General features: G+C 64.2%; 10 protein-coding genes. 5 read left to right on the top strand and 5 right to left on the bottom strand.

Annotated elements, in window-relative coordinates; translation table 11 throughout:
* Positions 1-27 precede the first annotated feature (27 nt).
* From IVB29_RS15720 to IVB29_RS15705, 4 genes are all read right to left on the bottom strand, one after another.
* A complete protein-coding gene (locus tag IVB29_RS15720) occupies positions 28-3177 on the bottom strand; it encodes an efflux RND transporter permease subunit (protein WP_247504259.1) in 3150 nt (1049 codons plus the stop codon).
* Positions 3177-4106 (bottom strand): efflux RND transporter periplasmic adaptor subunit, encoded by a 930-nt coding sequence (locus IVB29_RS15715; RefSeq protein WP_247504258.1) that lies wholly within the window; start codon positions 4104-4106, stop codon positions 3177-3179. The genes IVB29_RS15720 and IVB29_RS15715 overlap by 1 nt, the downstream gene beginning before the upstream one ends.
* A 158-nt stretch (positions 4107-4264) precedes the next feature.
* The gene (locus IVB29_RS15710) at positions 4265-4939 is read right to left on the bottom strand and encodes an OmpA family protein (protein ID WP_247504257.1); all 675 of its coding nucleotides are present in this window, start codon (positions 4937-4939) and stop codon (positions 4265-4267) included.
* A gap of 144 nt (positions 4940-5083) precedes the next feature.
* On the bottom strand, positions 5084-6574 hold the full coding sequence (locus tag IVB29_RS15705) for a caspase family protein (protein ID WP_247504256.1): 1491 nt from the start codon (positions 6572-6574) through the stop codon (positions 5084-5086).
* A gap of 369 nt (positions 6575-6943) precedes the next feature.
* Between IVB29_RS15705 and IVB29_RS15700 the strand changes: the two genes are divergently transcribed.
* On the top strand, positions 6944-7750 hold the full coding sequence (locus IVB29_RS15700) for an N-acyl homoserine lactonase family protein (protein WP_247504255.1): 807 nt from the start codon (positions 6944-6946) through the stop codon (positions 7748-7750).
* Positions 7751-7759: 9 nt separating this feature from the next.
* Here IVB29_RS15700 and IVB29_RS15695 read toward each other — a convergent pair whose 3' ends face one another.
* Positions 7760-8302 carry a MarR family transcriptional regulator gene (locus tag IVB29_RS15695; protein WP_247504254.1) on the bottom strand — a complete coding sequence of 181 codons (543 nt, stop codon included), beginning with the start codon at positions 8300-8302 and terminating at the stop codon, positions 7760-7762.
* A gap of 110 nt (positions 8303-8412) precedes the next feature.
* On the opposite strand from IVB29_RS15695, the gene IVB29_RS15690 reads away from it, so the two are divergent.
* From IVB29_RS15690 to hmgA, 4 genes are read left to right on the top strand one after another with little or no spacing between them, the layout of a single operon-like run.
* Positions 8413-10029, top strand: coding sequence for an FAD-dependent oxidoreductase (locus tag IVB29_RS15690; RefSeq protein WP_247504253.1), 1617 nt, complete (start codon positions 8413-8415; stop codon positions 10027-10029).
* Positions 10030-10037: 8 nt separating this feature from the next.
* A complete protein-coding gene (locus tag IVB29_RS15685; protein WP_008137646.1) occupies positions 10038-10262 on the top strand; it encodes a DUF2783 domain-containing protein in 225 nt (74 codons plus the stop codon).
* Between the two features lie 23 nt (positions 10263-10285).
* Positions 10286-11239: an MBL fold metallo-hydrolase gene (locus IVB29_RS15680; protein ID WP_247504252.1), complete on the top strand. Its 954-nt coding sequence runs from the start codon at positions 10286-10288 to the stop codon at positions 11237-11239.
* A gap of 2 nt (positions 11240-11241) precedes the next feature.
* Positions 11242-12588, top strand: a complete 1347-nt coding sequence (gene hmgA / locus IVB29_RS15675) for a homogentisate 1,2-dioxygenase (protein WP_247504251.1) — start codon at positions 11242-11244, stop codon at positions 12586-12588.
* Positions 12589-12732 lie beyond the last annotated feature (144 nt).

Genomic DNA, 12732 nt, shown 5'->3' with positions numbered 1-12732 from the left:
CAGAAGAGCCCCAGCTCGCTACCTAGGCTACTCCGCCGCAGGATGCACGATGTTCTTCGACACGGGCGGCGGCTCGGCTGGCGCAGCTCCGTGATGACCGGCGGTCTCCATATCCTCGCTGTGGACGACCAGCCGCTTGCCGAAACGCCAGATCAGGGCGCCGAGATCGTCCATCACCATGAACATCGCGGGCACGAACACCAGCGACAGGATGGTCGAGAAGATCAGGCCGCCGATCACCGCGAGCGCCATCGGCGAGCGGAACTCGCCGCCGGCGCCGACCGCGAGTGCGCTCGGCATCATGCCGGCGGCCATCGCGATCGTGGTCATCACGATCGGGCGTGCGCGCTTCATGCCGGCGTCGATCATGGCTTCGTCGCGCGGCCTGCCGGAGTGAATGGATTCGATCGCGAACTCCACCAGCATGATCGCGTTCTTGGTGACGATGCCCATCAGCATCAGGATGCCGATCCACACCGGCGTGGTGAGTTGCTTGCCGGTGATGAGCAGGGCCGCGATCGCGCCGCCGATCGAGAGCGGCAGCGAGAACAGGATGGTGATCGGCTGCAGGAAAGTGCCGAACAAGAGCACCAGCACCGCGTAGACCATCATCAGGCCCGCGGTGATCGCGGTGGCGAAGCCGTCGGACAGTTCGTTCAGGCTTTCGGCGTCGCCGGACGGTGAGACCCTCACGCCCTTCGGCAGGCTCTTCATCACCGGCAGCTCGGAGATCTTTTTGGTAGCGTCGCCGAGTGCGGCAGAACCGACGAGATCGGCTGCGACGGTTGCCTGCCGTTCACGATCGTAGCGGTTTATGCTGGTCGGACCCTGGTCGAGCTTGACGTCGGCGATGACCGAGAGCGGTACGCCGCCCTTCTCGCCGTGCTCGCCGAGCGGCACGCGCAACTGTTCGAGCGTCTTGAGATTGCCGCGCGCGGCATCCTCGAGCTGGACGCGGATCGGCACCAGACGGTCGCCGACGTCGAACTTGGCAAGCGCAGGCCCGACGTCGCCGATGGTGGCGACGCGGATGGTCTGCGACAGGCTTTCGGTCGAGACGCCGAGGCGCGCGGCGAGATCGGCACGCGGTTCGATGCGCAGCTCGGGCCGCTCCAGCGTGGTTTCAGAAATCACGTTGGAGATGGTCGGAATCCGCTTCATCTGCGTCGCAAGCTCGCTGGCGACGTTGTTGACGATGTTGGCGTCGACACCGGTCACCACCAGCGAGATGGCGCGGAGGCCGTTCTCGTCGAGGAACCAGAAGCGGATGTCGGGAATGTTCTCGAGTTCCTGGCTGATCGAGAATTCCAGCTCGCGCTGGGTGATGTCGCGATCGGCCTTGGGCGTGTAGTTGATGATCAGGGCGGCGCGCCGGACTTCCTGGGTACCCGGTGGAACGCGCCCGCCGTCGACGAAGATGCTCTTCACCTCGGACCGCTTGCGCAGGCGCGCAACGATGTCCTCGGTGACCTTTTCGGTGTAGGCGAGCTGCGTGCCCGGCGGCAGCTCGAGCGCAACCAGTGAGCGCGAGCTGTCCTGCGCCGGCAGGAAGCCCTGTGGCAGCAGCGTGATGCTCCAGATCGAGGCGGCGAAGATGCCGAAGCCGATCAGCACCGTGATGAAATAGTGCTTCACCGACCAGGCGACGATCCGATGATAGGATCGCAGCACGCGGCCGGGCGGCGGCTCTTCGTGATTGCCGTGCTTGAGGAAGTAGGCGGCCAGCACCGGCGTGACGAAGCGCGCGGCGAGCAGCGAGAAGAACACCTGCACCGAGACGGTGATGCCGAACTGCTTGAAGAATTGCCCGGCGATACCCGACATGAAGCTCGCGGGCGCGAAGATCGCGATGATGGTCAGCGAGATCGCGATCACGGCGAGGCCGATCTCGTCGGCGGCTTCGAGTGCGGCACGATAGGGCGATTTGCCCATGTTCATGTGCCGGACGATGTTCTCGATCTCGACGATGGCATCGTCGACGAGAATACCTGTCGACAGCGTGATGGCGAGGAAGCTGACGAGGTTCAGCGAGAAGCCGAGAAGGTCCATCGCCCAGAACGCCGGGAAGATCGACAGCGGCAGCGAGATCGCGGCGATGATTGTGGCGCGCAAATCGCGCAGGAACAGCAGCACGATGACGACGGCCAGGATGGCGCCTTCGAACAGTGTCGAGATCGCCGCTTCGTAATTGCCGTTGGTGTATTCGACCGAGGTGTCGATCACCTTCAGGTCGACGTCGGGATAGGCGGCTTTCAGCGCGTCGATGCGCTTCTGCACGGCCTCCGCCACCTTCACGTCGCTGGCGCCCTTGGAGCGCTTGATGCCGAGCGCGACGATCGGCTCGCCGTTGAAGCGGGCGAAGGTGCGGCGGTCGGCGATGGTGTCGGTGACGGTGCCGAGATCGTCGAGCCGGACCTCGCCGCCGCCGAACAGCGGGATCATGGTGCCGGCGAGATCGCCCAGCGTCTTGGCGCCCGCGAGCGTGCGGATCGCCTGGTCGTTCTTGCCGATTTCGGCCCTGCCGCCGGCGACGTCGACATTGGTGCCGCGCAGGCTCTGGCTGACATTGACGGCGGTAAGGCCCATGGCCTGGAGCCGGTCGGGATCGAGCGAGACCAAAATCTCACGCTCGACACCGCCGATGCGCTCGACCTGGGCGACGCCGCGCACGCCCTGAAGTGCGCGCTTGACCACGTCGTCGACGAAATAGGACAGCTGCTCCGGAGTCTTGCCCGGCGAGATCGCGGCATAGGTGACGATCGGCAGGCCGATCACGTCGACGCGCTGGATCAGGGGCTCGGTGACGTTCTGCGGCAGGTTGGAGCGGACGCGCGTCACCGCGTCCTTGATGTCGTTGAGCGCGCGATCGGTGTTGGTCTCCAGCGCGAACTGGATGGTGGTCACGGACACGCCGTCGGTAATCGACGAGGTGATGTGCCGCACGCCCTCGACGCCGGAGACGGCGTCCTCAACCGTCTTGGTGACCTGGGATTCGAGCTCGGTCGGCGCGGCGCCGAACTGCGATACCGCGACCGAAATCACGGGAATGTCGGCCGAAGGCAGTCGCGTGATCGCGAGCTTGCTGAAGGAGGTCCAGCCGAGGATCAGGAGGATGATCGAAAACACCACCGACGGCAGCGGATTCCGGATCGACCATGCCGAGATATTGAGAGCCATCAGCGTACCCGCGTGCGATCGAGTTCATCGGCGAACATGGTCTTGATCTGGTCGCCGTCATGCAGCGAAGAGCCGGCGTCGGCCACGACGATTTCGCCGACGTCGAGCCCTTCCAGAATTTCCGTTTGGCTGTCGGACGTCAGTCCGACCCGCACCTTGCGCGTTTCAACCGTGTTGCCTTTGACGACCTGCACGGTGAGATGGTCGATCGCGGTCTTGGGAACCGCGACGCCGCAGCTTCGTTTGGCGTCGATGGACGCGCGGGCGAACACGCCAATCTTCAGCGAGGGATTGTTGGTGACGCTGATGCGGACGCGGCCAAGCTGCGTGGCGCGGTCGATTTCCGGGGCGACCAGCCGGACCCGCCCGATCAGATCGGGCGCGTCGTCGCGGCTGATCCGCACGGTGGCGCCGGCGCTGAGCTTGGGCATGTGCACGGCCGGGACCTGGGCGTCGAGCTCGATTTCGTTATTGACCGCGATGCGGAACATCGGCCCGGCCTGCGGCGAAGCGGGCGCACCGACGATGGTGCGCACCTCGGTGACGAGGCCCGGCGCCGGCGCCTTGAGCGAGACCGGGCCTTGCGCACCGGGTCGCTGCGGCTGGCCCGGGATCTGCGGCGGCGCCGTCAGGCGCGCCAGTTCCTGGTTGTCGGTGACCATGGTGCCTTCGGTGACGAAGAGGTCGGTGACCCTGGATCCCTCCTGGTCGGCGACGACCACGGCCTCGCGGCGGGGCACGAAGAATCCGGTCACGCGGACGAGGTCGGAGAAGCAGGCATTGGTCGACTTCGTCACGATGACGAGCGCCTCGCCCGGCGTTTCCTTCGCCTCGGGCCGATGCCGATGCTCAAACAGATAATAGCCGACGCCGAGGGCCACGACGAAGACCACGGTTCCGGCCGGCTTGAGATAGTCGGAGAGGTTCATCGCCGGATCATCCTGGCCTGGCTCACGGCCGTCCGCACGAGGCCCGCTGAGAGCATTTCCCTGAAACAAAGCAGCGTCCCGCAAGGCTGCGGGACGCGCTTTGGAAGCATGACTTTACACCACATCACGACGGGTCACTTCAACGGATTGCGTCGTGCTTACTTCGATGCGGTGGTCTTGTTTTCCATGTTGACGACCTGCACGCGGCGATTGACCTCCGCCATCGGCTGGCTCGGATCCTTCAGCTTGCTCTTGCCGTAGCCGACCGTGACGAGATCGGTCGCCGGGATGCTGTACTTCTCAACCAGATAGCGCTTGATCGAATCCGCGCGGCGTTCCGACAGATCCTGATTGTAGCCCTCGCCGCCGGCGGCGTCGGTGTGGCCGGCGACCACGAAGGTCGAGCCTTTCAGGTCGGGGCTGGTCAGCGCGCGGCCGAGCGCCTGCACGGAAGCCGTCGACTTGGCGCTGATGTTCGCCGAATTGTAGTCGAAGGTGATCTCGAGATCGATGTTCGGCTTGTCCTTGGCGACTGAAGCGATTTCCTCACGCTCGGTCGAGGACAGCGACCGTGTCGAGCGGCCGCGCACGGACTGAATCAGCTTGGTCTCAGCCGCGCTCGGGGCGGGATCGGCCTGCGGGGCGGCGATCGAGAGGCCGCGGGTCAGCGGCTTCTTCGGCGCCGGCGCCAGCGCGCGGACGATCTCGTCCTCGGTGACGTTCTTGCTGTTGCCGTCATCGCCGGCAAACGCGAACGGGATCGTCAGCGACAGAGCAGCGCTGACGGTGATGATGGACAGGATCGCGGTAAATCCTTTTGCAGCCAATCTCATTGCCAGTCCCTCCTGCGCAGCTAACCTGCTCGTTCCAAAATTCCTGCAATAGGCCCCCGGAAAGGCCGCCTGCGGCATCCGTTCATTAGTCTGTCTGGGGTCGCCGAGGGTTCGAGGCGCCTGTGGCCTCAACTCAAAAAAATACTAGCGTACTCCGTAGCTTGCGAATTCCTGAACGATGTTCGGGTCCATCGCCTTGGCATTGGCGATGTCCAGTGCCCCTTCCTGGGCCGAGCCGTTGCGCTGCTTGGCGATGCCCCGGCCGTAGAGCGAGGAGGTCAGGCGCGGGTTGATCCGCAAGGCCGCGTCGAAATCGGCGATGGCGTTCTTCGCCGCTCCCGACTTCAGATTGACGAGTCCCCGGCTGTCCAGCGCATCGACGAAGTTCGGGCGCAGCCGCAGCGCCTCATTGCAATCCTTCAGCGCGCCCTGGAGGTCGCCGATCACGGTGCGGGTCCAGCAGCGGTTGTTGAGCGCCTCGACATCCTTCGCGTTGATCCGGAGCGTTTCGTCGAAATCCTTGATCGCGAGGTTGTAGGCACCCTTGCTGGCATAGACCTGGCCGCGCCGGTACAGCGCGTTCACGTCATCAGGATTGGCTGCGATCTTGGCCGTCAGGCCCTTGATGGTGGGGTCTTCCGCCAGCACGGCCGGGTTCGGCCCGCTATCCATGCTCGGCGCGGGGGTGGTCTCGGTCGGTTTCACCGGCGGGGGCGGCGGCGGCAAGGCGGCCTCGACCTGCGGCTTCGGCGTCGGGGGAGGTGCGGGAGCTGCAACCGTATCGGCTGGCTTCGGCGGCTGAGGCGGTGATGGTGGTGCCGGCGGCGGGTTGTTGGCTACGACCGGCGGCGGCGCGGGAGGCGGCGGTGGGCGGGACCCGGCGGCACCCGGAATGAACGAGAAATCTTCAGCCAGTGAAGAGGATATCCACGGCACCTGCTCGCCGCGCGAGGCGCGGGTGACGCCCATCTTGGTGCGGTTCAGCGTCTCCTCGGCCATCAGGTCGGGGACGCGGATCTCCTTGAGCAGTTCCTGGACGAACAGGCTGTGCTCGCCGCCGGCATCCGACACCACCGAGGCCAGCGCCGCCGAATACATCACCAGCGTGCCGTTCGGCGCGATGACCGGCGTCAGGCCGGCCGAGAAGCTGCGGAACCGGCGCTCGAACGGGTTGCGCCTGGAGGCGTCGATCAACGCGATCTTGACGCCGGCGCCGCGGGTGTTGAGCTCGCCGAGCACGGTCTCGAGGCTGACGCCGTCGCGGCGCACGTCGGATTCGGTCCAGATCTGTGCGTCGATCGGCAGCAAGTAGCTCTGGCGCGCCGACTGGATGCCGAAACCGCTGAAGAATACCAGCGCCACCGAGCCCGGCTTGATCTTGCCGTAGAGCTTGTCGAAGGCGCGGCGCATGCCGTCGCCGGTCAGGTTCTCGCCGATCTCGACGGAAAAGCCGTCGCGTTTGAGCTCGTCGGCGACGTCGCGTGCGTCGTTGAGCGGTTCCTTCAGCGGGGCGTCCGCGTCCGGGTATTTGGAGTTGCCGATGATCAGCGCAAAACGGTCGCCGGCGGCCAAGGATGGCGTGGCCGGGACCAGCGAGACGAGCAGGGGCAGAAGAAAAAGGAAGCGAATTTTCATAATGAGCGCGGTCCAGCCAAAAAGGCGCCGTTACCAGCTTGCGCCGCGGCGACCTTAACTTACGCAAAGTGCATTATCAAACCGGGGAAGGAAGGCGTCAACCGCTTGGAGTTCAGGGGTTATCGCGACAATTGACCGCGATGCATGGGAACGCTGCGAGGGGAATAAACGGACTGTCACGGTTGCACTCGATACGATCTGGTTGGGTCTGACGGGTGCCATGTTAGTGCAGCGATGGGGACGTTAGTGTGATTGGTCTCACATGGCAGGCCTGCCGCTGTCGTGGCGCGCCGCGTTTGACCTTTCCGGCGGACAATGGCTTGGTGCCCGCGATCGTCCCCCAAGATCCAACTCAGAAAAGCAAGAGCCATGGGAAACGCCTACGAAATCTACGCACTGCGCTATGCGACGATGTCGCCGCGCACCCCCAGCATGAACTTCCTTCAACCCGACCCGCATGACAGTGCGGCGCAGGATCTCGACTATTTCGTCTGGCTGATCCGCGGGCAGGGCCGGGAGATTCTGGTCGATACCGGCTTCAACGCCGAGGAGGCGAGCGCGCGGGCGCGCAAGCTGACGCTCAATCCGGTCGATGCCCTGGAGCGCTTTGGCGTCGCGGCATCGAGCATTCGCGACATTATCGTGACACATCTGCATTACGATCACGCCGGCAATCTCGATCGCTTTCCGAATGCACGCTTCCATCTCCAGGAGCGCGAGATGGCCTACGCGACGGGCCGGTGCATGTGCAGCGGTTTATTGCGACATCCGTTCTCGGTCGAGCACGTCACGCAGATGGTGCGCCATGTCTATGGCGAGCGCGTCAATTTCTATTCGGGCGACGGCGAGATCGCGCCCGGCGTCACCGTGCACCGCGTCGGCGGCCATTCGGACGGCTTGCAGGTGGTCAAGGTCGAGACTGCGCGCGGGCCGGTGGTGCTGGCGTCCGATGCCGCGCATTACTACGCGAATCTCCAGCGTCGCAGTCCGTTCCCGATCGTCTACAATGTCGGCGACATGGCGCAGGGCTGGGAGACGGTCGAACGCCTCGCCGGCCATCCTGACAGGTTCATTCCCGGCCACGATCCGATCGTAACGGAAATCTATCCGCGCGCCAGCGACAAGGTCGACGCCTGGGCGCTGCATTTGCCGCCGTCGCGGTCGTTTGCGAAATGACGGTGCAGGCTAATACGCCTGCTTGGCATCCGCCTCTTCGCTGGTCTGGATCAAATCGAGGCTCTGCTCGATCTTGCCGAGCAGGGCCGAGAGCTGCTTGCGCTCCTGCGCGGAGAGGCAGGCGAGGATCTCGTCTTCCCGCCGCAACAATTGCGGGAACAGTTCTTCGTAAAGCGTGCGGCCCTTCTTCGTCAGTTGCAGGCGGAATTCGCGGCGGTCGGCTTCGTTCTCGACCCGCTCGATCAGTTCTTCGTGCAACAGCGTGGTCACGGCGCGGCTGATGGTGGATTTGTGCGTGCGGGTGCATTGCGAGATGTACTGCGCGCTGCAGGCATCGTTGCGGAAGCCGAGCGTTGCGATCACGCGCCAGGCCGGAATGTCGAGGCCGTGACGCTCCTGATATTCGACCGCAAGCGCGGAACTGACTTCCGCCGCAAGCCGGTTGAGACGGAACGGCACGAACCTGAACAGATCGAGCCGCGCCTTCGGTTGCGGCGAGGCCTCGTCCATCTCTCGTCGCTTCAGCGCCGCGTCGCTGGATGTTCTCGCCAAGGCATGCGCTCCGAATTCCAGTTGACGGCCGGCCGGCTCCGGTCCAAAATAGTTGCACGTGAGACTATCTAGCAGATCAGTCCGCTCCTGACCAGAGCCGAGGTTAGTGCATGGCGCAGGCCAATACGTATCAGGCCAAATCCCAGTTCGGCTATCGCCGTCACTCCGACCAGGACCGTCCCGGCCAGAGCGCGGCCGAGCATCCGGTCGTGGTTGTCGGCGCAGGGCCCGTGGGCCTGTCGCTGGCGATTGATCTCGCCCAGCGCGGCCAGCGCGTCGTCCTTCTGGATGATGCCGATCGCATCGGCGAGGGCTCCCGCGCGATCTGCTTCTCGAAACGGTCGCTGGAATATTGGGACCGGCTTGGCGTTGCCGACCGCATGGTCGACAAGGGCGTGGTGTGGAGCGTCGGCCGCATCTTTCACGGGGAGTCGCAGCTCTATCAGTTCAACCTGCTGCCGGAGGATGGCCACAAGCGCCCCGCCTTCATCAACCTTCAGCAATATTACGCCGAGGCCTATCTGGTCGATCGCATCAGCGATCTGCCCGGCATCGACCTGCGCTGGCGCAACAAGGTGACGGCGCTCGAACAGCGCAACGATTCCGTCGTGCTGACGATCGAAACGCCCGAGGGGGCCTATCGCCTCCATGCGCAATATGTCGTCGCCTGCGACGGCGCGCGCTCCTCGCTGCGGCAGATGGTCGGCGCCGACTTTGCGGGACAGGTGTTCGAGGACCAGTTCCTGATCGCCGACGTCAAGATGACGGCGGAATTTCCGACCGAGCGCTGGTTCTGGTTCGACCCGCCGTTTCATGCCGGACGCTCGGCGCTGCTGCATCGCCAGCCCGACGATGTCTGGCGCATCGATCTTCAGCTCAGCCGCGATGCCGATCCTGTCGTCGAGAAGAAGCCCGAAAACGTGCGGCCGCGGCTCGCGCGCATGCTCGGGCACGACAAGTTCGAGTTCGAGTGGATCTCGCTCTACAAATTCCAGTGCCGGCGGATGGATCGCTTCCTCCACGGCCGCGTGATCTTTGCTGGCGACTCCGCGCATCAGGTCTCGCCCTTCGGTGCGCGCGGCGCGAACTCGGGACTCGAGGACGCCGAAAACCTTTCCTGGAAGCTCGATCGTGTGCTGCGCGGGATCTCGCCCGCGAGTTTGCTCGAAAGCTATCACGTTGAGCGCAGCCTCGCGGCCGACGAGAATATCCGCGAGTCCACCCGCTCGACCGATTTCATGGCGCCGAACTCGCACCAGGAAGCGCGACTGCGCAAGGCCGTGCTGTCGCTGGCGAAGGAAACTGAGTTCGGCAAGCGCATGGTCAATGGCGGCCGACTGTCGGTGCCGTGCAGCTACGACTCGCCGCTGTCATCGCTCGATGTGGATGCGTGGCGCGGTGGGCCGTCGCCGGGCTGTTCCATGCTCGACGCGCCAGTTGGCGAGCAGGCTTATTTGACGGATGCCTTCCGCCGCAACGGAACGGACTTCACCTTGCTGTCGTTCAGCAATGGCGCGGCAATCGATGCGCCAGATGGCGTGAAGGACATCCGCATCGGTGGTGAAGGCGGACTTGCCGATCCGTCGGGCCTTGTCGCAAAGCGCTACGACGCCGAGCCAGGTGCGGCCTATCTGCTCAGGCCCGATGGCTATATCGCAGCACGTTTCCGTCATCCGACGCGCGAGGTCATCGCCGCCGCGCTGTCGCGGGCGGCAGGCGTGAATTGAGGTTTTGCATGCCGCTCTCTACCAGTTCCAACTTCGCGCGGCCCGACGATGCCTTTCGCGCCATTGTCGAGGCGCATCGCGGCCTGACCGACGAGCAGAGCGCCGATTTCGACGCCGCGCTGGTGCTGATCCTTGCCAACCATATCGGCGACATCGACGTGCTGCGGGAGGCGCTCGTGCTGGCAAAACGCCGCATGATCGACGGCCAGCAGCAACAACAGCAGCAACAATAACCCAAGACCTTAAGGACAAACTGATGGCGAAGAACTTCGCATCCACCGGCGATCTCTCCGAGAAGAAAATCACCTTCTCCGAGATCGGCACTGATCTCTACGCCTTCACCGCCGAGGGCGATCCGAACACCGCGATTATCGTCGGCGACGACGGCTGCCTGGTGTTCGACGCGCAGTCGACGCCCGCAATGGCGAACAAGGTGATCGAGCGCGTCAAGGCCGTCACCGACAAGCCGATCAAATATGTCGTGCTGTCGCACTATCACGCCGTGCGCGTGCTCGGCGCCTCTGCCTACAACGCGCAAGGAATCGTCGCCTCGCAGGAAACGCATCGGCTGATCGAGGAGCGCGGCCAGCAGGATTGGGATTCCGAATATGGCCGATTCCCCCGCCTGTTCCAGGATGCCGAGAGCATCCCCGGCCTGACCTGGCCGACGCTCACCTTTGAAGGCGAAATGTCGATCTACCTGGGAAAACGCGAAGTGCGGCTGATGCAGCTGGGCGCCGGTCACACTTCCGGCGACATCGTCGCCTGGGTGCCGGACGCCGAGGTGATGTTCTCCGGCGACCTCATCGAATATCACTCGGCCTGCTATTGCGGCGATGCGCATCTGCGCGAATGGCCGCTGACGCTGAACGAGATCCGCAACTTCAATCCCAAGGCGATCGCGCCGGGCCGCGGCGACGCGCTCAAGGGCACGGCCACCGTGCGCGAAGCCATCGCGATGACGCGCGATTTCGTCACCTCGCTCTATGGCGCAGCCGAAATCTCGGTCGCCAAGGGACGCACGCTGAAGGAATCGATGGCCGCGACGCGCGAAGTGATGGATCCGAAGTTCCACAGTTTTGCCATCTACGAGCACTGCCTGCCGTTCAACGTCTCGCGCGCCTATGACGAAGCATCGGGGATCGACGATCCCGTGATCTGGACCGACAAGCGCGACCAGGAGATGTGGGCCGCTTTGCAAGGAGGATAGTCATGAACATCAATACCTCGCCTGATCAGATCATCCGCAGCTCGGCGCAGGTGACACCGGGCTACATGTCCGGCTTCGGCAACAGCTTTGAGACCGAAGCACTGCCGGGCGCGCTGCCGATCGGTCGCAACTCGCCGCAGCGCTGCGCCTACGGGCTCTATGCCGAGCAGCTCTCCGGCTCGCCTTTCACCGCGCCGCGCGGCACCAACGAGCGCTCGTGGCTCTATCGTATCCGCCCCTCGGTGAAGCATTCTGGCCGCTTCGAGAAGGCCGATGGCGGCCTGTGGCGCTCGGCGCCCTGTCATGAATACGATCTGCCGATCGCGCAGCTGCGCTGGGACCCGGCGCCGATCCCGAAGGAGGACACGACCTTCCTTCAGGGCGTGCAGACCATGACGACCGCCGGCGATGTCAACACGCAGGCCGGCATGGCCGCGCACATCTATCTCATCACCAAGTCGATGGTGGACCAGCACTTCTACAATGCCGACGGCGAACTGATGTTCGTGCTGCAGCAGGGCAAGCTGCGCGTCGCCACCGAGTTCGGCCGCATCGACGCCGAGCCCGGCGAGATCGTGGTGATCCCGCGCGGCGTCAAATTCCGCGTCGAGATTCCGAATGGTCCTGCGCGTGGCTATCTCTGCGAGAACTATGGCGGCGCCTTCACGCTACCGGAGCGTGGCCCGATCGGCGCCAATTGCCTCGCCAACGCGCGCGATTTCCTCACACCGGTCGCGCATTACGAGGACAAGGATACGCCGACCGAGCTGTTCGTGAAATGGGGCGGCGCGCTGTTCAAGACGACGCTGCCGCATTCGCCGATCGACGTCGTCGCCTGGCACGGCAATTATGCGCCCTACAAATACGATCTGCGCACGTTCTCGCCGGTCGGCGCGATCGGCTTCGATCATCCTGATCCCTCGATCTTCACGGTGCTGACCTCACCGTCCGAGACTGCGGGCACCGCGAATATCGACTTCGTCATTTTCCCCGAACGCTGGATGGTTGCCGACAACACCTTCCGTCCGCCGTGGTACCACATGAATATCATGAGCGAGTTCATGGGCCTGATCTACGGCGTCTATGACGCCAAGCCGCAGGGCTTTGTTCCGGGCGGCGTCTCGCTGCACAATTGCATGCTGCCGCACGGCCCCGACCGCGACGCCTTCGAGCACGCCAGCAACGGCGAGCTGAAGCCCGTGAAGCTGACGGGGACGATGGCCTTCATGTTCGAGACCCGCTATGCCCAGCGCGTGACAGCGCATGCCGCGAACTCAGCGACGTTGCAAGACGATTACGCGGATTGCTGGAAGGGTTTGGAGAAGCGGTTCGATCCGAACAGGCCGTGACGGTCTTCCCCTCTCCCCTTGTGTGTGTTCAGACCGGGGATAGGGTGGCTCGCCGCGGAAGCGGCGAGACGGGTGAGGGGTTCTATCCGCGAGTGAACCTCTCTCATTTGGACTCGCGGATAGAACCCCTCATCCGGCGCTTCG

It is taken from the genome of Bradyrhizobium sp. 1, assembly GCF_023073315.1.
Taxonomy (GTDB): domain Bacteria; phylum Pseudomonadota; class Alphaproteobacteria; order Rhizobiales; family Xanthobacteraceae; genus Bradyrhizobium.
Note: the sequence above shows the minus strand (reverse complement) of the source record. Positions and strands in the feature narration are given on the sequence as shown.

Coding starts and splice junctions, on each gene's coding strand:
- IVB29_RS15705 (WP_247504256.1), bottom strand. CDS start 6,574: ATGAAAATTCGCTTCCTTTTTCTTCTGCCCCTGCTCGTCTCGCTGGTC.
- IVB29_RS15690 (WP_247504253.1), top strand. CDS start 8,413: ATGGCGCAGGCCAATACGTATCAGGCCAAATCCCAGTTCGGCTATCGC.
- hmgA (WP_247504251.1), top strand. CDS start 11,242: ATGAACATCAATACCTCGCCTGATCAGATCATCCGCAGCTCGGCGCAG.
- IVB29_RS15685 (WP_008137646.1), top strand. CDS start 10,038: ATGCCGCTCTCTACCAGTTCCAACTTCGCGCGGCCCGACGATGCCTTT.
- IVB29_RS15680 (WP_247504252.1), top strand. CDS start 10,286: ATGGCGAAGAACTTCGCATCCACCGGCGATCTCTCCGAGAAGAAAATC.
- IVB29_RS15710 (WP_247504257.1), bottom strand. CDS start 4,939: ATGAGATTGGCTGCAAAAGGATTTACCGCGATCCTGTCCATCATCACC.
- IVB29_RS15700 (WP_247504255.1), top strand. CDS start 6,944: ATGGGAAACGCCTACGAAATCTACGCACTGCGCTATGCGACGATGTCG.
- IVB29_RS15720 (WP_247504259.1), bottom strand. CDS start 3,177: ATGGCTCTCAATATCTCGGCATGGTCGATCCGGAATCCGCTGCCGTCG.
- IVB29_RS15715 (WP_247504258.1), bottom strand. CDS start 4,106: ATGAACCTCTCCGACTATCTCAAGCCGGCCGGAACCGTGGTCTTCGTC.